Source organism: Cognatishimia sp. F0-27 (assembly GCF_020667845.1).
Classification (GTDB): domain Bacteria; phylum Pseudomonadota; class Alphaproteobacteria; order Rhodobacterales; family Rhodobacteraceae; genus JAFMPQ01.
In genome coordinates this window covers 35,421-55,721 of record NZ_JAFMPQ010000025.1, presented here as the reverse complement: position 1 = coordinate 55,721, position 20,301 = coordinate 35,421, and the positions used below count along the sequence as shown (strand labels likewise).

The following is a 20,301-nucleotide window of genomic DNA, read 5'->3' as shown; positions in this document are numbered from 1 at the left end:
CGTGTCCAAATCGTCGCTTGAACGCTGGATCACCGCGCATGCCGGCACGGGCGCGCCACGCCGCCACCGGATGCCGGCACATGGTCAGGCGCGCAGGTAGTCCCAAACCCGGCTGATCACCACGGACCCTTCGCCCACCGCGCTCGCGACCCGTTTGACGGATCCCGCGCGCACGTCACCCACCGCGAAAATCCCCGGATGCGAGGTCTCATAGGCCGAAGCCATCCCGGCGGCCTCTCCGGTCAGCACAAATCCCTTGCCATCCAGCGCCACATGACCCGACAGCCATCCGGTGTTCGGCGCGGCCCCTACCATGATGAATACGGCCCGCGTGTTGAGCCGCCAATCCTGTCCTGCCTGCTTGTCCCGGACGGTGATCGCGTCAAGCTGATCCGCGCCATGCAACGCGGTCATTTCCGTTCGGTAATGGATGGTGATGCGGGGATGCGCATCAAGCCGGGCACTCAAGTAAGAGGACATGGACGCCGCGAGGCTTGTGCCGCGCACAAGCACATGCACATGTCTTGCGGTCCGAGCAAGAAACATCGCCGCCTGCCCAGCCGAATTGCCGCCGCCGATGACCGCCACCTCATCGTCGCGGCAATAGCGCGCTTCCACATCGGTCGCGGCATAATACAGCCCGGCGCTCTCGAAATGCTCCAGCCGCTCGATCGGGAGCTTGCGGTATTGGACGCCGGTGGCGACGACGATGGCGCGGGCACAGATCTCTTGAGCGTCCTCGAGCGTGACGCAAAAGGCGCCATCGTCCCGGACGGCCAGATCAACGGCCCGGCGTGGCATGGCAAAACGGGTGCCGAATTTCATCGCCTGGATCTCGCCGCGCCAGCAAAGGTCCGCGCCCGAGATCCCCGTCGGAAAGCCCATGTAGTTCTCGATCCGGCTCGAGGTGCCAGCCTGGCCACCGATAGCCATGTCTTCAAGCACCAGCGCATCCATGCCCTCCGATCCCGCATAGACCGCCGCCGCAACCCCTGCCGGCCCACCACCGACGATCAGCAACTCGACCTCGGTTTCACCGCTGATCGCCAGATCGAGCCCGAGCCAGCGCGCGATGGCTTTGGGGGTCGGATTCTCGACCACATCGGTCTTGCCAAAAATGGCCGCAGGTTTTCCGGGTTCGATGGCGCATTGATGGGCCAGAACCTCTGCTGCATGCTCGTCAAGCGTCATGGCGTTGAACGGGATGCGGTTCCGCCCGGCGAAACCGGCAATGGCACGGATATTGCGGTCCACTTCGGCCCCGATCAGGGTCAGCGCCGCCTGATCGCTTTCGAGCAGAGCGCGCCGCCTTGCGGCCAGCACGGTGATGATGATGTCGGACATCTCGGGGTTGCGTGCCATGAGGTCGAGCATCACGCCACGCTCGACACACAAAAGCTGCGTGTCGGTCACGGCGCGCGCGCCCATCTGAAGCCGCGCGCCTGAAAGAAAGGAAATTTCGCCAAAAAATTGCGTTGGTCCGAGCGTCGCGCCATCTCCGTAGCGCCCGCCCGTGCGCGGATCGACGGCCTCCACCTCGCCCGAAAGGACGTAGCAAAAGCGGTCCATCACATCGCCGGGCTCGAACAGCACGGTGCCCGCAGCGAGGTTTTCAAGACGTCCAACCCGGTGCATGGCTGCAACATGCGCCGCGTCGAGCGGCGTGCGCACCATTGTCCTGAGATCGGCGGCAAGCGTTTCCATGGTCTGATCCTCACGGCGAAATGACAAAGCCGGGCGCATCGCCGCAAAGCGACAAAACTGACCGTAAGCGACCGGGCACCCCGAGCGTTCCCCACAAGCGGGCAAATGTCAAAACACATGCACCCGGTTTCGACGACGACACAGCCGTGACACGCCCATGGTCCCGGAATTGCGGCAAAAAGCCTCTCCGTTTTCAATGACCGCGGGTTTTGCCCCACCCTTCGCGTCGGTGTCGTGGCCGATGCATCACACAGAGCCTTGCCGCTGGGCTGAGAGACGGCGCGAACGCGCGTCACAGGGGGCGCGACAAAACGCAGCCTCTTGGCTGTTCGTCTCGACAGTCCGCTTTGAATGGCTGACATGCGCCCTATTTTTATGAAGGTATTGCGCCCCGCCCGGCACATCACCCGCAGCGACAACCGCCCAAAGAGAGCCACCCGGTCACCATGCCCCCCTGCGCCCACGGATATCTCGGAGCAACCGCCTCGGCCGCGCGCTTGCCGCAGGCAAGTGGCACCGGCCCCCTTGGAGCGATTGCGGATAGAGTTGAGACCAAGACGGGCCAAGGCACTCCGATCACGGGGGCAGATCGCCAAACGGGTTTCGACGAACGGCTGTCCGCATACACCCCGGACGCAGGCCGCGCGCCGCGCGCGCCATAGGCGCTGCACCCACCTTCGCAACGGAGCCCCGCATGCAAAAAGACTGGTCCAATCAGCCCATGGCAATCAGGCACTTTGTGCTTGTTTGCGTGGCTTTCGAGCTGCTGGCGCTGGCGGGTATGGGGTTTGGCTTTGGTGATGACATCCGTCGTCTGATGCTGGCCCTTGGCGGGTTCTGGCCGGATCTGCTCAGGGGGGCCATGCCGATCTATCCCGGCCAGCCTATTGCGATGTTTGCAACCAGCGCCTTTCTGCATGGCGGGTTGCTGCATCTGTTCATGAACATGGTAGGGCTGATGTGGATTGGCCCGATCGTGACGGAGCGTTTGGGTGAACGCGCCTTCTGGCCGCTGGCCGGCCTCTGTGCGCTCGGGTCCGGGTTTGGCTTTGTGATGCTGTCGCAGTCCAGTATGCCGATGGTGGGCGCGTCCGGTGTTCTGTTCGGGTTTCTCGGGATCGTAGCGGCGTGGAGCTTTCTTGACCGGTTGCGGAGGCGAGAGAGCCTGCGCCCCCTGATCGAACAAGCGCTGGTGTTTGCCGCGCTCAACATCGCGCTGGCGCTGCTCTCGGGCGTGATCGCGTGGCAGGCCCATCTTGGCGGCCTGCTCGCAGGCATGCTTTGCGGACTGCTGACTTGGAACGCCCGTGCCCCCTTGCGACGGGTGTAACACCCCGATCCGACGCAGTCCGGTTGTCTCCCGCAGAGATGGCTCGCTTCCGGCGCAATCCACGGCGCGCTCGCTCAAGAAATGGCGCGGAAACGCGCTTTGCCTTGCGGGGCCACGATCTACGTAGGTGGTGCCAGACCAAAGGAGATCGCACAATGTTTGAAATCGCGCTTTTGGCCACCGCATTGCTCTTTGGGGGCTCAGTTCTCTATTCCTTCGGCTTTGCGGCCTTCGTGTTCACGGCCTTGCCCGCCGAGACAGCCGGGCCGTTGATCCGGCGCGCGTTCCCGCATTTTTATCTTTTCGTGATCGCAAGTGCCGCGCTCGCTGCCGTCTTTGTGGCTGCTTATGACGGGCTGTCCGCCGCCATCCTCGCGGCGATTGCGCTCACCACTGTCCCGTCCCGCCAGATCCTGATGCCCGCCATCAACAACGCAACCGATCAAGGCGAGAAATCTCGGTTCAAGCGCCTGCACAGCCTGTCGGTCTTGATCACGTTGGCGCATATCGCGGGCGCGGCGGTGGTCTTGATCCGGCTTGCCAACAACGGCTGACCCCTGGCTTGGGTGAGGGACGGCGCGGGTGGTGGCGCGGCGCGCGGGCTTCGACGGCCGACGGGGTCGCTTGGGCACCCACCGTCCTCTCGCGCCCGTCTCCCAAACGCCGCGGCGGTTGTCCGCTTGGTCCCTGACCGGTCGACGGAGCAACGGCACGCCCGGTTGGCCGGAGGCAACCGATACACCGCCCCCCCACAAACCCTTGACCCGACACCAACCACAGCTTTCACATCGCGCAGCCGGGCGCGAGACCGCAAGGTCCGGATCAGCCCAGCGCCAGATGCCCGGCAAGGCCGAGCCCGAAACCGGCCACCGCACCGAGCGGCGGCACCCAGTCATCCGTGGTCCGGGCCTGCGGCGCGATATCCTGAAAAACCAGGTATAAAATGCCCCCCGCCGCCGCGAGCATGATCCCCCCGAGCACGGCCGGCATTTCCGAAAGATAGAGCACCCCGATGGCCGCCGCGCCCGGACCGACAAGGGCCAGCGCTGCAAAGAGCGCGACAATCCGCGCGGCGGGCTGTTTTCGCGCGGCGCTGATCTCGTTGAACGCGGAATACCCCTCGGGCAGGTTTTGCAGAAAGATCAGCCCCGCCAAAAGCAGCGAGGTCTCGAAATCCACGGCGAGAAACGCGCCAAGTGCGGCGGCTTCCGGCGCATAATCGAGCAGCATTGCCAGAAGCTGTGCCCCGGTGCCGCCATTGGTTTCCAACGCGCGATCAACCCCGAAGAACAGCACGCCCCCGCCAAGGAAACAAAGCACCGCCGCAACCCCGCCCACGGCGGCCGCGCCATCGGGAACCAGCACGAGTGCGACTGCCGAGATCAGCGCGCCACCACCGAATGCGGTGATGCCATGGCGCAGACGGGCGCTGATGATCGTATCGCGTTTGAGGGCCACAAAGGCACCGAGAGGCATGGCCAGCCCGGCAGCACCGGCCAGCAACAAGGCGAAGACAAAAGACGCGGTATCAGTCATGCAGGCGGTCCTGATCGTCGGTGGTTTACGCGGCTTGACCCCGCGCTGACCTGCGCGGGAGCAAGGGTGCAGGCCGTGCGCGTCGCAAGCGGTTTCTGCTTCCCTTGCCGCCGCGCCCCCTTGATTAGGGCCAATGACGGGCCAACGGCAAGCGCTGTTCCAAAGCTCGGGCGATGGCGCAGCACCCCGGATCGCCAGCCGGGGCGCCGCCCCTTCTGCAATCCGATGGACACCGTCAGGGCCCGCCTACCGCGCCAATGAAAGCACGCGCCCGAACGGAGGGGTGGGTGGGGCGGCCACGGGCGTCGCCCAAAGCACGTCAAAGGCAGGCGGCGGCCCGTAGGGGCCGTCTAGGTCGGAGAGAACCACGACGATCGAGGGGTCGAGCCGGCCGGCCTGCGCCATGACATCGACGAAGGATGTGCCGCCCTCGCGCCGCATGTCGAGCGCTGTCAGCGCGGTTGCCAGCCGCCCCGGTTCCACGACGCTCTGGGCATAGACCGTTTCGTCGAAACACATCAGGTGCACCTCCGCACCGGTGCGGCGCGCAATGCCCGCAACTTCGGCGCAAAAGAGTGCAAGCAGTGGATCGGCAACGGACCCGGAACTGTCGAGCCCGACCACGATCCGCGCGCGCTTGCGGTGCCGCGCGTTGCCCGGTTCAAACACGGGGGCCGGTCCGCCGGACAGGCGCGCAGCGGCCTCGGCAGCAATCCAGCCCGCACGCGGACGGCGATAGGACTGGCGCGGTCTGTGTGTGACGGCCTTGCCCAGCAATCGGCGCAGATGCCGTTCCCAGGGTGTATCGACCCACGGCAGATCGCGCATCCGCGCGAGCACCGTTCCGACACCGCGCCCTGCCGAGCCCGGTGCCGTCAGAGCCCGGGTCACATGGGCTTTCCATTCCGCAACGGTATCGGGAGCGTCTTCCTGCCCGGCTGACTCGAGGTCGGGGGCAAACCCCTTTTTGCGCTCATAGGCGTCGCGCCGTCCTGCGCCTGCCTCGTCCATGGCCCGCAGTGCCATGTAAAGCCTTTCGGCATCCCATGCTGCAAGCGCACGCGTCGTGTCCGCCTGCAACACCTCCGTCAGGAGCGTCGTCAACATGACCGCGGGGCGCGGAATGGCGTGGCCCGCCCGGTCAAGCACCTCGTTGACCAACGCATCGGCCGCAAGCGCAAAGACGGGCGCCGCGAAAGAGGGCCCCAGCCGCCGTCGCATGCGCTCCATCCGTGGCCCATGCCGCAGCGCCACGTGCAAGACGTGATGCGCGAGCGTTCCGACCTGTTCCCGCAGAGGCAGCGCTGCAAATGCGTCACCGATGAGGATGCGCTGCCCACGGGTGCAGGTTTCGCCGGGGGCATCGTGGATCTCGCACCAAAGCGCAAGCGAGGCCAGCGCCGGGTCGCTCTCGGCCAGAAACCCCATCGCCCGGGCCGCGCGCTGCGAGCGGGGCGGCACGGATCAGCTCAATCCGGCGGCTTGCCGGTCTGCCGCGTAGGCCGCATAGGCCGGTGATGCCGCGAAAGCCGCAACCAGATCCTGTTTCAGAGCCTTGGCCATGAGCATTTCGAAGCCAAAGGCGCAAAGCTCCGCAAGCGGCAAGGCAGCAAAGACTGGCTCGGGGCGCTTTTCCGCAAGGTGGCGCAAGGTTTCCATCACCTCGATCACCGCTGGCATCGTGTCTTTGTCCGCCGCGCCGACAAGACCGAACACAAGCGCGTTCAACCCGTGAAGGCTCTGCGGATACAGCGCCAGCCGCGCGGTTGCATCCGCCTCGATCATCTCACCCACATGCACCGATGCGGCAATGTCATCGGCAACCGCGGAAAATTCGGCGGCGGCGGCAACGCCCAGCGTGCCGGCAATCATGGCCTGCCGCGTTGACCGGTCGGAAATCGCCTGCATGATCTGGCTTGTGCGCTCCCATGCGCGCGGCGTGCAGGCAATCATCTGCCCCTGCTGCAACGCCTCTTCGGTGGTATCGAGAAGATCGGGCCGCCCGCGCAGGAAGGCCGCAACCGCCGGAGACAGCCCCTTGGGCACAGCGTAATTCTCGATCCAGTCATTGGCTTCTGCCACCATGTGCAAATGCACCAGCCTGTCCGACAGCGCGGTGCCCATCTCATAGGCAATCGCGCCGTCCTCAACTGTATTCCCCGCCGCCACGATAAAGACCGCGTCGGGCAGCACATGCCGCCCCACGCGCCGCTCCTGAAGCAGCCCATAAACGGTTGGTTGCAGATAGGGTGACGCGGCGGTCAGTTCATCGAGGAAGAGGATTGACGGGGTGGCGGGATCATCCGGCAGGTCTTCGGGACGATACCAGACAGTCCGGCGCGCTTCATGATCGTAATAGGGCAGCCCGCGCAGGTCCTGCGGCTCGATCGTGGTCAGCCGCAAATCAAAGAGCCGCGCGCCGATCCGGTCGGCCAGTTGCTGCACCACCTGGCTCTTGCCCACACCGGGGCGCCCATGCAGCATCCATGATGCGGTAAGCCCGCCCGCGCTCTGCGCCTGCCATCCCGCATAGAGGACATCAAGCACCGCGCCGGCTGGCATTGTGGCGGCGTTCAGGCTCATGACACCTCCTTGTGCAGGGCGTGCGCCTCGGTTGCTTGCGCATCGAGCAGGGCCGCCATTCTTGCATGGGCCGACAAGGTCGCCGCATCGACGGCGATGCTGCGCAGGGCCTGGTTTTGACGCAACGCGACCCGGTGCAGCCCGCGCTCGGTCACGTCCGCATCAAACAGCCCGCTGCGGATCATCTGTTGCTCTTGTTCGTCAAGAGCGAGCACCTCGGGCGTCGGTTCGGCCCTCTGGATGGAGACAAGGGTCAGCGGCGCGATGCGCGCCAGCTCTGACTGCTCGATGACAAGCAACAGCTCGCCACGGGTCAGACCGCGCCGGGCGGCAATCCGCGTGAGCACCCCGGTCGCGTTGAACCGCAGCGCATCGAGCGTGCGGGCCATCGCGTCATCATTGATCAACGCGGCGCGGTCCTCGCGTTTGACCGCAAGCATGCGCATCTCGACAAAGGCAATCGCCATCATCATGAGCACGGGCGCCTGCGCGATGGGCAGTGCGAGATGCGGCCAGACCAGCATTGCGACCACAAAAGGGACCAGCGGCAGCACATAGCGCAGAACCTGCACTTCGAAGATCAGCCGCAGCAAGGTCGCTCCTGTCACGCCCGATCTCGGCAGGATGGTGATGCGACCCAGCATGCGTTTCGGAACGGTCCGCGTCTCCAGGGCGCTGGGGTTCCAGAGTGTTGTGGGGCTGACGATGATCATGCGATGGATCTAGTGTGCGAGGGATCACCGGTCGAACAGGTTTTTCGCCATAGCCTGGTTTCGGGTCATCTTAGCGCGCGAACCAACCGTGAGCCGCACGCCTGGCGCGGGATACCGGGTGCGGCGCGACAGGCAAGACGCGGAGTTCTTTGGAAGATGCCACAGCCAGTCGCCGGTCTCCCCCTGCGCAGCCGGTTCGAGCGATGGGCTGGAAGGCGGCGCGGGACTGGGCACACCGTTCGATCCACGCGGCATGACCGCAGACCGCGCCGACCGGAGCGCGTAGCCGTGGTGGTGGGGACGTCGCCGGACGCATAGCCTGTCCGGCCCCGCCAGGGCGATCCTTGCCCCGGCAGGGCGGGTTTGACCCAAGGCGCGTGAAGCACGGGCCGATCTTCTGGTGAACAGTGCAACGGAGGTTGCCGTCATGTTCGGTGTGCCGGATACGGTCATCAGGTGGTTCGCCCTCAACCTGCGCGTGTCTTCACGGCGTTTCACGCCGCACGCCGCCGCATTGCCAATCCGGACTGACCTTGCAAGGCCAAGCACCGCGGACGAACAGGGGCATTTGCCGGTCTGTCAACTCAGTCCGATGGACCCCGGAGCAGTCGCGTGACATGGTTTTGTTGCACTGCTATGGGATGCGCCAAGAGACAGAACCGCGTGAGCAGCCAACCCGGTTGGCAGCAGCCAACCCGCTTGGCCCCTGGACAACCACTCAGCCGGCCAACCGGTCACCAAGAAGAAGACACGATGATCACACGCAGAGACTTGATCGCCTCCGGCGTCGCCATGCTCTCCGGAGCGGGTGCGTCATACGCCCAGGACGCGATGATGAATATCGACGACATGCTGCCGGGGGACTTCACCTGGCATCCCGAACGCGCGCCAAACGGCGCTGTTGCGGTGATTGCCTCGATCCCCGAACAACGGGTCCACGTTTACCGAAACGGGATTCGCATCGCGGTTTCGACCTGTTCAACCGGGCGGCGCGGTCACGAAACACCAACCGGCGTGTTCACCGTGCTGCAAAAGGACGCCGATCACCGCTCATCGACCTATGGCGGCGCGCCGATGCCCAATATGAACCGGCTCACCTGGGACGGTATCGCCCTGCATGCCGGGAATCTGCCCGGCTATCCCGCCTCGCATGGCTGTGTCCGGCTTCCGCTGGAGTTTTCACGGCTGCTTTTCACGGTCACCCATGTCGGCACGCCCGTGATCCTGTCCGGAGCGCATAACGATCCGTGGAACCTCGTCCATCCCGGGCTTGTCCTGAACGCTTTTGCCGACGACGAACTGGCAACCGCGGTGGCCGGGCTTGACGCGCGCAGCCACCCGTCCGACTGGGGCAATGAGCAACCCTATCCGATCACAACGGTGCTGGCGACGGCGGCGGACCGGCGGCTGATCGTGATGGAGGACGGGCGAGAGGTTCTCGAAGAGGAAATCGGTATCGAAGAGGACGGACCGCTGGGCGAACATGTTCTCGTTGTGCAGGAGCGGCAGGATACCGGCTTGGTTTGGATGGGTGTCACCCACCATTCCGATCCGCTCCACCCGCTCTTGCCGGAAGATCAGGTCCTGAACCGCATGCGCCTTTCCGACACCGTCAAACGCCATCTGGCAGAACGCATGCACCCCGGTCTGACCTTTGTGGTTTCCGATCTTGCGGCGACGCCCGACACACGGTCTGGCGATGATTTCGTGATCATGACAGGCGAAGGGCTGCAATCGCCCCGCCCTCCGATGGTGCGCCCATGAGAAGACTGCTCTGCGCTCTGTTGCTTGCCGCGGCGAGCCCCGTCGCTGCCCAGGATACAACTCTGCCCGCCGTTGAGGCGCCCGCGTTGCCCGACACGGATTTCGTCATTGTGCGGATCGACGGCTCGCTCAATCTCAGAACCGGACCAAGCGCCGACGCCCCCCGCCTGCGCCGAATGGCGCGCGACACGATCCTGCGGCGCATTGACTGCATCGCGGGCAGCGAAGAGGCTTGGTGCGAGGTCGAGACGCTTGATGGCGCGCTTGAGGGCTGGGCGGCAGCGCGCTTTCTTGTGCCGTGGCGAGGCGCTGATCCCGCGGCCCTCGACAGCCCGACAGTCGCCCCGACCGAACGGCTCGAGATCGAAGCGCCCGGCCGCTTTGCCGCCAGCGTCGAGGGCGGAGAGATCTTCGACCTGCTCCTCTCAGTGCCGCAGGATCAAACAATCGCGCTTGCGGTGGACGCACCAGACGGGATCGGCACGGCGATCTTTGCGCCGGATGGCCGACGCATCGAGACTGGCCAAGGCGCGGCCGCGTTCTCGGTCGTTCTGCTGTCCGGGGACGTGCTGCTTGTGCGCTTCGTCGATACGGACGGCCAAGGCGGCATGTGGCGCCTCGACGTTACCCTCGAATGAGCCACGCACAGCTATTGCACGCATGATGCGGTTCGGGCTCGGGACCTCAGAGGTCCGATGTGAACGGCAGGCGCAGGAAGCCCGGATGTAAACCACAATCGCCATGCCCGACGGTCCTTGAGACAAAGGGATTGGCCCGGACACCAACCGCCTGTCTCGCCGTATTCGCCAGCCGCGAGACCAATGCGACCCACGGGTCGCCCAATTGGTCACAGAAGGCCCGCGCATCTGGCAGGCTCTCAACACCGCGTCGGGTCAACCATTTCCCGAGTCGGTCGGCGTCGCTGGCCCCGACACGGGGGATGCCCCCTTCGGCAGGATGCGCGCATAGACCGATTGCAGATGCGTATGCATGGCCTCGGCCGCCCGCTCGGCGTCGCCAGCGCCGATGGCTGAGACGATGACATCGTGTTCGTGGAAGCTGCAATACTCATCGGGCGGTTTGCGCGTGATGCGTGGCTGGCCCCAGAGGATCGACCGCCGCACGGCATTCAGCGTTTCAAAGAAATAGAGGAAGAGCTGGTTCCGCGTGGAGCGGGCAATGGCATGGTGCAGGTTATTGTCCCACGCCTCATAGGAACGCCAGTCTTCCGCCTCCCGGCAGCGTTGCGCGCAAAGCCGCATTTGCTCGCGATCCGAACGGGTTGCCTGAAGCGCGGCCAGACGGCAGAGCTGCGGTTCGATGGTGAATCGAACGGCAACCACCTGTTCCGGTTTGATCTGATCGCCGAGATAGGTGACGTCCTGCAAATTCAGCACCGGGCGCGAACCGACAAACGTGCCCCGCCCCACATGCCGCCAGATACGCCCCTGCGCTTCGAGTTCGGCGAGGGCTTTGCGCAGTTGATTGCGCGTCGTGCCCAGCGCCTTGCACAATTCGCGTTCCGGCGGCACCCGGTCGTTGTGCCGGTATCCGGCCGAGTCGATCAGCTCCCGGAGCTTTTGCGCCAGGTCGGTATGCGAGGTCATATTCCGCCCAATTTGATGATTGGTTGATTGATTGAAACCCTAAGTCGGCGAAACATGGATGGAAAGGGGAGAGGTGTCAGTGAGTCGCGCATCGAGTCGCGCGACCCCCACGTGATACCAGCACGAGGGAGGATGGCCGAGTGCGATTGGCAACCATTTCCGTGGATGGGGAACCCGTCTGCGTTGCGTATCTGTCAGATGGCAGCATGTTGAACATGTCCGGGGCCGCTGGCTCTCTTCAGGGATTGATCGACGGCGGCAAACCCGCGCTCGACGCGGCCCGCAAGCTCGTGGCCGAGGCCGAGGACGGACAGCATCAGGACAAGGTGATCCGACAGAGCGCCGCCTTGATGGCACCGATCCCCAAGCCGGCGAAGAACGTGTTTTGCGTCGGTCGCAACTATGCCGAGCACATCGCCGAGGGCGACCGCGCGCAGAACCAGAAGGTCGGTGTGACTGAACACCCGGTGTTCTTCACCAAGCCGCCGACAGCACTCGTTGCGCCGGACGGCGACGTTCTGCTCTTTCCCGAAGTGTCGACATCCATCGACTACGAGGTCGAACTGACCGTGGTCATCGGCACGGCGGGCCGCAACATCTCAAAGGCCGATGCGATGGATCATGTCTTCGGATACACGATCCTGAACGACATAACCGCGCGCGACATCCAGCGCCGCCACGGCGGGCAGTATTTCAAGGGCAAGGGGCTCGATGGCTCCTGCCCCATCGGTCCGGTTATCGTGACAGCCGACGAAATCGACGACCCGCACGCCCTGTCCATCCGCCTTACGGTCAATGGCGAACAGCGTCAGGACGGGAATACGAAGGACATGATCTTCGACATTCCCACGCTGATCGCTTCCTTGTCCGAAGGGCTTACGCTCGAACCGGGCGATATGATCGCGACGGGCACGCCGTCAGGCGTCGGCTACGCGATGGACCCACCGCAGTTCCTCAAGGATGGCGATACTGTGGTTTGTGAAGTTTCCGGAATCGGCACGCTCAGCAACACCGTGCGCGCCGTATAAAAGGCCCCGCCGCACCGGAGAGCGGCCAAAAGGGTCAGACACGATTGGGAGGAGAACAATCATGATCAACAGAAGAACATTTACAGCCTCATTGCTCGCCGCTGTTCCAGCCACGAGCCTGATGGGCACATCGGCACTGGCACAAAGCCTGCGCGATATCACCTTCGTGCAGCCAAGCCCGTCGGCCATCAACTCGTTCCCAGTCTTCGTTGCTATTGGCGAGGGTTTCTTCGAGGAAGAAGGCCTGAACGTCACCGTCGAGGCGATCAACGGATCGGGCGCGGTGCTTCAGGCGCTGTCCGCAGGTCAGGCCCATTTCGGCCGTCCCGGCCCCGGCCCCATGATCGCGGCCAAGACGCGCGGCGTCGACGCCGTCCACATCTACAACGTGGCAGCGCGCAGCAACTTTGGGATCGCGGTGCAGCAGGACAGCGACATCCAGAGCGTCGAAGGTCTGCGCGGCAAAGTGATCGGCACCGGCACCGCCGATGGCGCGGAAGTGGGCTTTGCCCGCAACGTGATGACCGGCGCGGGCATGACCGAGGGCGAGGATTACGAATTCCTCACCGTGGGTGACGGCGGCCCGGCAACGGCCGCGTTCCTGAACGGCGAAATCGATGCCTATTCCGCATCGACGGCAGACACCGCCATCCTGAACCAGCGCGGCATGGCCGTGCGGGACATCACACCGGCCGAGTTCGGACGCTTCTTCGGCAACGGCATCGCGACGATGGCCGACACGATCGCCAATGACCGCGAGCTGGTCGAAGCATGGAGCCGCGCCTTTGCCAAGGGTCACGCCTTTGCGCTGGACGACGCCAACCGCGAAGCGGTGCTCAAGCATCTCGCCGACGGGAACCCGCAGGAAGGGGAAGACAAGGAATTCCAATCCGCGCTGTTCGATGCGGTGCGTTCCAAGACAATTCCGTCCGACGACGCCCCGCATCTGGGCTGGTATCCGGCCGAGGTCTGGCAGGAATGGGAAGACGCGCTGGTCGCAGGCGGAGAGATCGCGGCACCGCTCGACGATTTGAGCGCAGTCTGGACCAACGAGTTCGCTGCCATCGGCGCCGAGGCTGCAGGCGGATGAACACAGCTACCGCACATGACTACTCCGGCGCGCCTCTTGGCGCGCCGGTCTACGAACTGACACAGGTCAGCAAGACCTATGCGCGCAACAGTGTGGTCGCGCTCGAAAATGTCAGCCTTACCCTGCGCAAGGGCAGCTTTACCTCGGTCATCGGGTCCAGCGGCTGCGGAAAGTCGACGCTGCTCAAGATCATGGCCGGTCTCATCCCGCCCACCAAGGGCCGGGTGATCCTTCAGAACCAGCCCGTCAAGGGGCCCCGTCGGGACATCGGCATGATGTTCCAGCAGGCCACGCTCTTCCCGTGGAAGACCGCCGTGGAAAACATCGTGCTGCCGATCGAAATCCGCGATGGCAAGGCCGCCGCCAAGAAGGCGATGGACAAGGCCCACGAGCTGCTGGAAATCGTTGGCCTCAAGGGCTTTGAAAACGTCTATCCGAACGAGCTTTCGGGCGGCATGGCGCAACGCGCCTCGATTTGCCGGATGCTGATCACCGAACCGGCGGTCCTGCTTCTGGACGAACCGTTCAGCGCCCTCGACGAGCTTTCGCGCGACATGATGAACATGGAGCTTCAGCGGATCTGCCGCGAACAGGACGCGACGGCGTTCCTCGTGACCCACTCCATTCAGGAAGCCGTGATCCTGTCGGACGATATCGTCGTGATGAAACCGCGTCCCGGACGGATCGCGGAGGTGGTCACCGTCGATCTTCCGCGGCCGCGGACTCTCGACATGATGACAACGCCGAAATTCGGCGAAATCGTCGACCACATTCGGGGCATGCTGGACAAGGGAGAAGACATGTGACCGAGTATCAGACAAACGCGCCCACTGACGCTGACACCGCCCAGGACACGGTCTGGGAACAGGAAGTCGCGTTCATCGACGCGGTGCCGCGCTGGATCGCCATGACCTTTGTCTTTGTGGTGTTCATCGGAACGTGGCAACTGGTGACGAGCTTCGGTCTCGTTTCGCCGATTATCCTGCCGACACCGATGGAGACGCTCAAGGACATGATCTTCGTGGGGCAGAATCTGCTGACCGGCGGCTACATGCTGGTTTCGCTCTGGATCACGATCCAGGAGGTGATCTACGGCTTCGCCCTGGCCATCGCCATCGGTTTCTCGCTCGGCGTGCTCGTGGGCGAAACCGCGTTCGGGGAAAAGGCGGTCATGCCCTACCTCGTCGCGATCGACACCATGCCCAAGGTAGCTTTCGCGCCGCTCTTCGTGGCATGGCTGGGTTTCGGCATCGAATCCAAGGTGGCACTTGCCGCCTTCATCGCAACCTTCCCCATCGTCGTCGGCACGGCAGCTGGTCTGCACGCAGCCGATGAAAACGCGCGGATGCTGTTCAAGACCATGGGCGCAAGCCGCATGCAGACGCTCATCAAGATGAAGCTGCCCACCGGCTTGCCGCAGATTTTCACGGGGTTGAAAATTGGTGCCGTGGGCGTGATGGCCGGTGCGATTACGGGTGAATTCCTTGGCGGCGGCAAAGGCTTTGGCGAATTGATCCGCGTCGCAGCGTCCCAGCTCAACACGCCGCGGGTGTTCTCGCTGATCCTCTATCTGAGCGTCGTGGGTCTTGTGCTCTACCTCCTCGTGCAGTGGACGCAGCGCCGTGTCGTCTTCTGGCAGAAGGAATCCGTGGGATCCTACGATGGCTGACGGCCCTGCAATCGCGGTCGAGTCCCTACGCGACTTCGTCTCCCGCGCGCTCATGGCGCGCGGGGTTCCAGATGCCGACGCCGCCAAGGTCGCAGATCTCATGGTCGAGGCGGATATCTACGGCTACGGCACACACGGCGTGTTCCGCCTCCGTCAGTATCTTGCACGGCTTGCCGGTGGTGGGTGCAACCCGACGCCCAAAATCACCGTCGCCGAGGAAACCGTCGCGACAGCGGTGATCGATGGCGATGATGGTCTTGGGCACCTCGCGATGTCAGCGGCCCGCGATCTCGCCATGGAAAAGGCCCGTGCTGCCGGCATCGGATGGGTCGGGGTGCGACGGGGCAATCACGCGGGCCCCCTGGCCCTTTATGTGCGGCCGCAAGCCGACGCGGGCCTGCTCGGTATCGCGGCAGCCGTCGGCAGTGCAAACCATGTCCCCCCCTATGGCGGCTCGAACTTGCTGATCGGTACGAACCCCATCGCCTTCTCGGCTCCGGCCGATGGCCCGGACCCTTTCGTTTTCGACATGGCCACCACCGTTGCCGCCATGGGCAAGATCAAGACCATGTTGCAGCAGGGCCAATCCATGCCCGAGGGCTGGATGGTGGGGCGCGATGGAAAACCCCTGACAGATCCGGCACGCAAATCCGAAGGTTTCCTTTTACCGATCGGAGGCCCGAAAGGGTTTGGGCTTTCTGTTGCCATTGGCCTCTTGGCGGGGGCCCTGAACGGCGCAGCCTTCGGGTCTGACGTCGTCGATTTCACAAAGGACACCACCTCCTCGACCAATACGGGGCAGTTTGTGGCCGCGCTCGACCCGAAAGCCTTTGGCATGGGAGACGCGTTCCCGCAGGTCGCCGCGCGAATTTTTGCCGAGATGCGCGCGTCTGCGCCATTGCCGGGTCACGACCCAGTCCGATTGCCGGGCGACGGAAAGAGCGCTTTTGCCGAAGCGCGTCGCACGAACGGACTGGTGCTCAATCAGGCGTTGCGCGCTGACCTGAACGCCCTCGCCGCGGATTGCGGGATTGACCCGCCGTTCCCGGAAAGCACCCAGGCCTGAGATCGGCGGCGTCGGGTTGCCTGGCGCCCCATCGACGCGGGGCTTGCAGATTGGCGCTTCTCCGGCTTTGGCGCTCCTTTGACCGGTTGGCCGATGGCGCTGGCGTCCTTCAGACAAGACAGGATCGTGGCCGGTTGAAAGCGCGCTGGGCATCCCGATACCCGCAGCCTGTAGCCGGCCACCCGGTTTGCGAACCGGTCACCCTGAAACGGGAGCTCTCCCGCACAGCAGCGCGCGGATCACGACGTCTCAGTCAATTGGAGCATGACAGCCGGGCGGTCCCTGAAGCGAATTGCACGACATTCACGCCAAGTGCCTTGGTGGTTTCGTTTGTGCGGTCTCCGCTGAGACGCGGCGCGACACAGGGATCATTTGGCGCAGGCTCTGACTCCCAAAGATCGTCATGGAGACGCCGCAGCACCGAACAATCTCAGTGTCTTGAGCACGGCTGCGACCAGACGTGTCACGGAAGCCCGAGACAGGCCCCGCTGCGCGCATTCATCCGGAAAACATCACATAGACAAAACGCAGGCACACAATCGCGAGGAAGATGCCGAAGGCCAGTTCCAACGATCGGGCAGACAGGCCATGCGCCATCCGAACACCAAGGTTTGCTGTCAGAATAGTTGTAGGCACAAACAGGCACACCCCGATCAAGGAGACGAAGCCGACTGCATCCGGTGGCAGCCCGGGGTTGCCCCACCCCGCCAGAATATACCCAATCGCGCCCGGCACCGAGATCAGAACCCCGATCCCGGCCGAGGTGGCAACGGCCTGATGGATCGGACGGCCGTGCAGCGACATGATGATGTTCGAGATCTGTCCACCGCCGATCCCCATAAGCGAGGCGAGAAACCCGATCAGGCCCCCATAAATCCGAAGCAGCGGCCCGGTCGGCAAGTCAGGCGCAAGATCCCAGACCTTGGTGCCCGAGATCAGCTTGATCGCATTGATCCCGGCCACGAGGACAAAGACGATCTGGAAAACGAGTGCTGGCGCGTATCTCGCGATCAGGGCCCCCGCCAGCACGCCAAGCACGATTGGCACCGCCCAGGCCCGGAGCAACACATCATCCACCGCGCCGCGGGCCCGATGACTGAGCCAGGAGCGGACCGAGGTCGGGATGATGATGGCAAGAGACGTGCCGACGGCAAGGGCCATCCGTGTCTCGTCGGGCACGTCGAGTGCGCCAAAGACCTCGTACAGGACCGGCACGATCAACGCCCCACCCCCGACGCCAAAGAGCCCCGCGAGAATGCCAGTGAGCGCACCGGCCAAGAGAAGCGTCGCGGCGATAAGAAGAAAATCGGGAGAGAGAAGGTCCATCAGCGACGGCCATTCCTAAAGGAAAAACGCGCGCGACCAGCACGCAGGCGCGCAAGGCTCCACCGTGTCTGCGGCGCGATCCATATGTGCCTCCGGCCGCAAGGCCGGGGGCAGAGGTTGCTTCAAAGCGCGGCGGGTCGCGTCAGGTGACCGTGACGGTCAGGGTGCCCAGCCCGTCAATGCTCAGCTCCATGGTGTCGCCCTTGGACACGGGGCCGACACCGGAAGGGGTGCCCGACAGGATCACGTCGCCGGGGGCCAATTCGAAATATTCGGACAGGTAGGAAATCATTTCCGGAACCTTCCAGATCATCTGGTTCAGATCGCCTTCCTGGCGCACCTCTCCATTGACCTTGAACTCCAGATGACCCTCGCTCGGATGCCCAACCTCAGACACCGGATGGATCGGTCCACAGGGCGCGGAGCGTTCGAACGCCTTGCCGATCTCCCATGGGCGCCCGGCCTTCTTTGCGATGCCCTGAAGATCGCGCCGCGTCATATCGAGCGCGAGGCCATACCCGAACACGTGATCCAGCGCCTTTTCGACCGGAATGTTGGTGCCACCCGTCTTCAACGCCACCAGCATCTCGGCTTCGTGGTGCACATCCGAGGTATGCGGCGGATACGGAAAGCTGCCGGACGTGTCGAGATTGTTGGGGTTCTTCTGAAAAAAGAACGGGTCTTCGCGGTCCGGATCATGCCCCATCTCGATCGCATGCGCGGCGTAGTTCCGGCCGATGCAGTAGATGCGGCGCACCGGGAAGACCGCGTCCTGTCCGGCCACGGGAAGAGCCGTCACAGGCGGTGTTTCGATTGTGTATTGGGTCATGCGTCACTCCGGGTTCTTCGTCAGTTCCCCTGTGCTGTAGCCCAGTCAAATTGGTAAATCAATCGCGACCAACGCGGAAAATTTGACAGAATGGTTGATTGATCACCCAATCTGGGCATAATTACCTCATGTTTTGTGCCGTTCGGGCGCAAATTGGTATACCAATAAAAGGTTAGGCCATGTTGATGAATGCCGTATCGGTCGAAGCGGACGACGTCGTCGCCAAGCTACGGTCGTATATCGAGGACGGTGGCTACAAACCCGGCGACCGCCTTGAATCGGAACGCGAATTGATCGTGCGGCTTGACGTGACCCGGGCCCGGCTGCGCAAGGCCCTGGACGCCCTCGAACATGAAGGCGCGATCTGGCGGCACGTGGGCAAGGGCACGTTCATCGCGTCGCCTGATGCGGGATTCGGGCTTGGCAATCTGGCGAAGCTCAGCCAGAAAGTGACCCCCGTCCAGCTCATGCGGGCGCGTCAGGCGCTGGAGCCCGCAATCGCTCGCGAGGCGGCGCTGCATGCGACGATGGATGCGATACGCCAGCTGAAGCAGTGCCGCGATCGCGCCATCGACGCGCCCACCTGGGACGAATACGAGGCGCGGGACGACAGTTTCCACAGGACCTTGGCCGAAGCCACGGACAATATCCTGCTGCTGTCCCTGTTCGACCACCTGAACACCGTGCGCCGGGCCGTGGCCTGGAACACCGTGGTCCGGAGTTCCGACCGCCCTGCCCGCACGCATTCCAGCTTCGCGGAGCACGACGCCATCGTGGCCGCGATCGAAGCGCGCGATCCGACCGCGGCACATGCCGCGATGCGGACGCATTTGGGCTCTGTCGCCGCGCGACTGTTCGGGGAAGCGTAATCGCTGGTCCGGCGTGACCGGGGAAAGGGAGTGTAACGCACACATCAACAATGTCGTAACAAACGTGTCTCGGGGAGGAGGACGATGTTGACCAGAAGTGTATCGGTTCATGCCACGCCACGGCGATCAGAAATCTGGTCCCGGCAGGTCGGCCCGCGGGCATCCGCGACCGTGTCCGAAAGGGTGTGGCGCGCGTGAGCAATCCAAGTCTGACACTTGCGACATGGGACCATGACCGCGTCATGGCGCTGCATGATGGGCGCGTGACCGTGCCCGGCATCACCCTCGAAAGCCAGATCCACCCCACCTCCAAGCTCTTTCCATGGGCTGTGCAGGAGGCACGGTTCGATATCACCGAAATGTCGGTGTCCAGCTATGTGCTGCAACTGTCGCGCGGCGGGTCAGACTATACGGCGATCCCGGCCTTCGTCAGCCGCGCGTTCCGTCACAGCGGTTTCTTTGCCCGTGCCGGTTCCGGCATTGAAAGCCCCGCCGATTTCGCCGGTCGTCGGATCGGTGTTCCGGAATACCAGATGACCGCCGCCCTGTGGATGCGCGGCATCCTCGCCGACGAATACGGCGTGGTCTGCGATGATATCCACTGGCGCACGGGCGCCCTCGATGAAGGCGTGCGGCGCGAGCGGCTGGAACTGGCGCTGCCCGACGGCATGGTGGTCGAGCCGATCACCGAAGGGGACACGTTACAGGACATGCTGCTTCGGGGCGAAATCGACGGGTTGCTTGCGCCGAAACCCCCCAAGGCGTTCCTGGAAGGCAACCCCGATCTGGTGCGCCTGATCCCCGATTTCGAAGCGGCGGAACAGGCCTATCATTCCAAGACCGGGTTCTTTCCCATCATGCACCTCATCGGGATCCGCAAAACCATCGCAGATGAAAACCCCGATCTGCCGCGCGCGCTTTATGACGCGTTTGTGGAAGCCCGCGATATGGCGATGGCCCGGCTGCGCTCGGTCTGGCTCGGCAACGCGAACCGCATGACGCTCCCATGGCTCAACGCCGCGATGGAACGGACGCTCGCCAGCATGGGGCCGGATTACTGGAGTTACGGCTGCACCGCCAACATGGCCGAGATCGACGCGATCTGCCGCTATTCTCTGGACCAGCACTTGTCGGCAGCGCCGGTCGCCCCACACTCATTGTTTCACCCGTCGGTTCTGGACAGCTGA

At 63.9% G+C, this 20,301-nt stretch carries 19 protein-coding genes; 11 read left to right on the top strand and 8 right to left on the bottom strand.

The features are described from left to right. Positions 1 to 84: 84 nt before the first annotated feature. The gene (locus J1C49_RS14135; protein WP_227446482.1) at positions 85 to 1,704 is read right to left on the bottom strand and encodes a cyclic nucleotide-binding domain-containing thioredoxin-disulfide reductase; all 1,620 of its coding nucleotides are present in this window, start codon (positions 1,702 to 1,704) and stop codon (positions 85 to 87) included. A 694-nt stretch (positions 1,705 to 2,398) separates the two neighbouring features. Here J1C49_RS14135 and J1C49_RS14130 point away from each other — a divergent pair. Then, positions 2,399 to 3,034, top strand: a complete 636-nt coding sequence (locus tag J1C49_RS14130) for a rhomboid family intramembrane serine protease (RefSeq protein ID WP_227446481.1) — start codon at positions 2,399 to 2,401, stop codon at positions 3,032 to 3,034. Positions 3,035 to 3,189: 155 nt separating this feature from the next. Beyond that, positions 3,190 to 3,588 (top strand): DUF4149 domain-containing protein, encoded by a 399-nt coding sequence (locus J1C49_RS14125; protein WP_227446480.1) that lies wholly within the window; start codon positions 3,190 to 3,192, stop codon positions 3,586 to 3,588. Positions 3,589 to 3,856: 268 nt separating this feature from the next. On the opposite strand, the gene J1C49_RS14120 is transcribed toward J1C49_RS14125, so the two are convergent. From J1C49_RS14120 to J1C49_RS14105, 4 genes are all read right to left on the bottom strand, one after another. Further along, positions 3,857 to 4,570, bottom strand: coding sequence for a ZIP family metal transporter (locus J1C49_RS14120; protein WP_227446479.1), 714 nt, complete (start codon positions 4,568 to 4,570; stop codon positions 3,857 to 3,859). Positions 4,571 to 4,816: 246 nt separating this feature from the next. Then, positions 4,817 to 6,031 carry a VWA-like domain-containing protein gene (locus J1C49_RS21970; protein ID WP_227446478.1) on the bottom strand — a complete coding sequence of 405 codons (1,215 nt, stop codon included), beginning with the start codon at positions 6,029 to 6,031 and terminating at the stop codon, positions 4,817 to 4,819. Positions 6,032 to 6,034: 3 nt separating this feature from the next. Further along, positions 6,035 to 7,153, bottom strand: coding sequence for an AAA family ATPase (locus J1C49_RS14110; protein WP_227446477.1), 1,119 nt, complete (start codon positions 7,151 to 7,153; stop codon positions 6,035 to 6,037). Beyond that, positions 7,150 to 7,866: a hypothetical protein gene (locus J1C49_RS14105; protein ID WP_227446476.1), complete on the bottom strand. Its 717-nt coding sequence runs from the start codon at positions 7,864 to 7,866 to the stop codon at positions 7,150 to 7,152. The genes J1C49_RS14110 and J1C49_RS14105 overlap by 4 nt, the downstream gene beginning before the upstream one ends. 753 nt (positions 7,867 to 8,619) lie before the next feature. Here J1C49_RS14105 and J1C49_RS14100 point away from each other — a divergent pair. Next, positions 8,620 to 9,630, top strand: coding sequence for a L,D-transpeptidase family protein (locus J1C49_RS14100; protein ID WP_227446475.1), 1,011 nt, complete (start codon positions 8,620 to 8,622; stop codon positions 9,628 to 9,630). Next, positions 9,627 to 10,268, top strand: a complete 642-nt coding sequence (locus tag J1C49_RS14095) for an SH3 domain-containing protein (RefSeq protein WP_227446474.1) — start codon at positions 9,627 to 9,629, stop codon at positions 10,266 to 10,268. The genes J1C49_RS14100 and J1C49_RS14095 overlap by 4 nt, the downstream gene beginning before the upstream one ends. 255 nt (positions 10,269 to 10,523) lie before the next feature. On the opposite strand, the gene J1C49_RS14090 is transcribed toward J1C49_RS14095, so the two are convergent. Further along, positions 10,524 to 11,237: a FadR/GntR family transcriptional regulator gene (locus J1C49_RS14090; RefSeq protein ID WP_227446473.1), complete on the bottom strand. Its 714-nt coding sequence runs from the start codon at positions 11,235 to 11,237 to the stop codon at positions 10,524 to 10,526. Between the two features lie 140 nt (positions 11,238 to 11,377). On the opposite strand from J1C49_RS14090, the gene J1C49_RS14085 reads away from it, so the two are divergent. From J1C49_RS14085 to J1C49_RS14065, 5 genes are all read left to right on the top strand, one after another. Beyond that, on the top strand, positions 11,378 to 12,265 hold the full coding sequence (locus tag J1C49_RS14085; RefSeq protein WP_227446472.1) for a fumarylacetoacetate hydrolase family protein: 888 nt from the start codon (positions 11,378 to 11,380) through the stop codon (positions 12,263 to 12,265). Between the two features lie 61 nt (positions 12,266 to 12,326). After that, positions 12,327 to 13,355 carry an ABC transporter substrate-binding protein gene (locus J1C49_RS14080; protein WP_227446471.1) on the top strand — a complete coding sequence of 343 codons (1,029 nt, stop codon included), beginning with the start codon at positions 12,327 to 12,329 and terminating at the stop codon, positions 13,353 to 13,355. Further along, entirely contained in the window at positions 13,352 to 14,161 is an 810-nt protein-coding gene (locus J1C49_RS14075; protein ID WP_227446470.1) for an ABC transporter ATP-binding protein, read from the top strand. The genes J1C49_RS14080 and J1C49_RS14075 overlap by 4 nt, the downstream gene beginning before the upstream one ends. After that, positions 14,158 to 15,024, top strand: coding sequence for an ABC transporter permease (locus J1C49_RS14070; RefSeq protein WP_227446469.1), 867 nt, complete (start codon positions 14,158 to 14,160; stop codon positions 15,022 to 15,024). Before J1C49_RS14075 ends, J1C49_RS14070 begins: the two co-directional genes overlap by 4 nt. Beyond that, a complete protein-coding gene (locus J1C49_RS14065) occupies positions 15,017 to 16,090 on the top strand; it encodes an Ldh family oxidoreductase (RefSeq protein WP_227446468.1) in 1,074 nt (357 codons plus the stop codon). Before J1C49_RS14070 ends, J1C49_RS14065 begins: the two co-directional genes overlap by 8 nt. Before the next feature lie 498 nt (positions 16,091 to 16,588). Here the strand turns inward: J1C49_RS14065 and J1C49_RS14060 are convergent, their stop codons facing one another. Next, positions 16,589 to 17,416 (bottom strand): sulfite exporter TauE/SafE family protein, encoded by an 828-nt coding sequence (locus J1C49_RS14060; protein WP_227446467.1) that lies wholly within the window; start codon positions 17,414 to 17,416, stop codon positions 16,589 to 16,591. A gap of 142 nt (positions 17,417 to 17,558) precedes the next feature. Next, the gene (locus J1C49_RS14055) at positions 17,559 to 18,245 is read right to left on the bottom strand and encodes a fumarylacetoacetate hydrolase family protein (protein ID WP_227446466.1); all 687 of its coding nucleotides are present in this window, start codon (positions 18,243 to 18,245) and stop codon (positions 17,559 to 17,561) included. A gap of 179 nt (positions 18,246 to 18,424) precedes the next feature. On the opposite strand from J1C49_RS14055, the gene J1C49_RS14050 reads away from it, so the two are divergent. Together J1C49_RS14050 and J1C49_RS14045 are read left to right on the top strand one after the other, a co-directional pair. Then, positions 18,425 to 19,114 (top strand): FadR/GntR family transcriptional regulator, encoded by a 690-nt coding sequence (locus tag J1C49_RS14050; RefSeq protein ID WP_227446465.1) that lies wholly within the window; start codon positions 18,425 to 18,427, stop codon positions 19,112 to 19,114. Between the two features lie 194 nt (positions 19,115 to 19,308). Continuing rightward, entirely contained in the window at positions 19,309 to 20,301 is a 993-nt protein-coding gene (locus tag J1C49_RS14045; RefSeq protein ID WP_227446464.1) for a 4,5-dihydroxyphthalate decarboxylase, read from the top strand.

What these genes read in the sequence shown, in the direction of transcription:
- J1C49_RS14120 (WP_227446479.1), bottom strand. Translation starts at nt 4,570, where the DNA reads ATGACTGATACCGCGTCTTTTGTCTTCGCCTTGTTGCTGGCCGGTGCT.
- J1C49_RS14055 (WP_227446466.1), bottom strand. Translation starts at nt 18,245, where the DNA reads ATGACCCAATACACAATCGAAACACCGCCTGTGACGGCTCTTCCCGTG.
- J1C49_RS14100 (WP_227446475.1), top strand. Translation starts at nt 8,620, where the DNA reads ATGATCACACGCAGAGACTTGATCGCCTCCGGCGTCGCCATGCTCTCC.
- J1C49_RS14130 (WP_227446481.1), top strand. Translation starts at nt 2,399, where the DNA reads ATGCAAAAAGACTGGTCCAATCAGCCCATGGCAATCAGGCACTTTGTG.
- J1C49_RS14075 (WP_227446470.1), top strand. Translation starts at nt 13,352, where the DNA reads ATGAACACAGCTACCGCACATGACTACTCCGGCGCGCCTCTTGGCGCG.
- J1C49_RS14110 (WP_227446477.1), bottom strand. Translation starts at nt 7,153, where the DNA reads ATGAGCCTGAACGCCGCCACAATGCCAGCCGGCGCGGTGCTTGATGTC.
- J1C49_RS14080 (WP_227446471.1), top strand. Translation starts at nt 12,327, where the DNA reads ATGATCAACAGAAGAACATTTACAGCCTCATTGCTCGCCGCTGTTCCA.
- J1C49_RS14050 (WP_227446465.1), top strand. Translation starts at nt 18,425, where the DNA reads ATGTTGATGAATGCCGTATCGGTCGAAGCGGACGACGTCGTCGCCAAG.
- J1C49_RS14090 (WP_227446473.1), bottom strand. Translation starts at nt 11,237, where the DNA reads ATGACCTCGCATACCGACCTGGCGCAAAAGCTCCGGGAGCTGATCGAC.
- J1C49_RS14105 (WP_227446476.1), bottom strand. Translation starts at nt 7,866, where the DNA reads ATGATCATCGTCAGCCCCACAACACTCTGGAACCCCAGCGCCCTGGAG.
- J1C49_RS14125 (WP_227446480.1), top strand. Translation starts at nt 3,190, where the DNA reads ATGTTTGAAATCGCGCTTTTGGCCACCGCATTGCTCTTTGGGGGCTCA.
- J1C49_RS14135 (WP_227446482.1), bottom strand. Translation starts at nt 1,704, where the DNA reads ATGGAAACGCTTGCCGCCGATCTCAGGACAATGGTGCGCACGCCGCTC.
- J1C49_RS14065 (WP_227446468.1), top strand. Translation starts at nt 15,017, where the DNA reads ATGGCTGACGGCCCTGCAATCGCGGTCGAGTCCCTACGCGACTTCGTC.
- J1C49_RS14060 (WP_227446467.1), bottom strand. Translation starts at nt 17,416, where the DNA reads ATGGACCTTCTCTCTCCCGATTTTCTTCTTATCGCCGCGACGCTTCTC.
- J1C49_RS14095 (WP_227446474.1), top strand. Translation starts at nt 9,627, where the DNA reads ATGAGAAGACTGCTCTGCGCTCTGTTGCTTGCCGCGGCGAGCCCCGTC.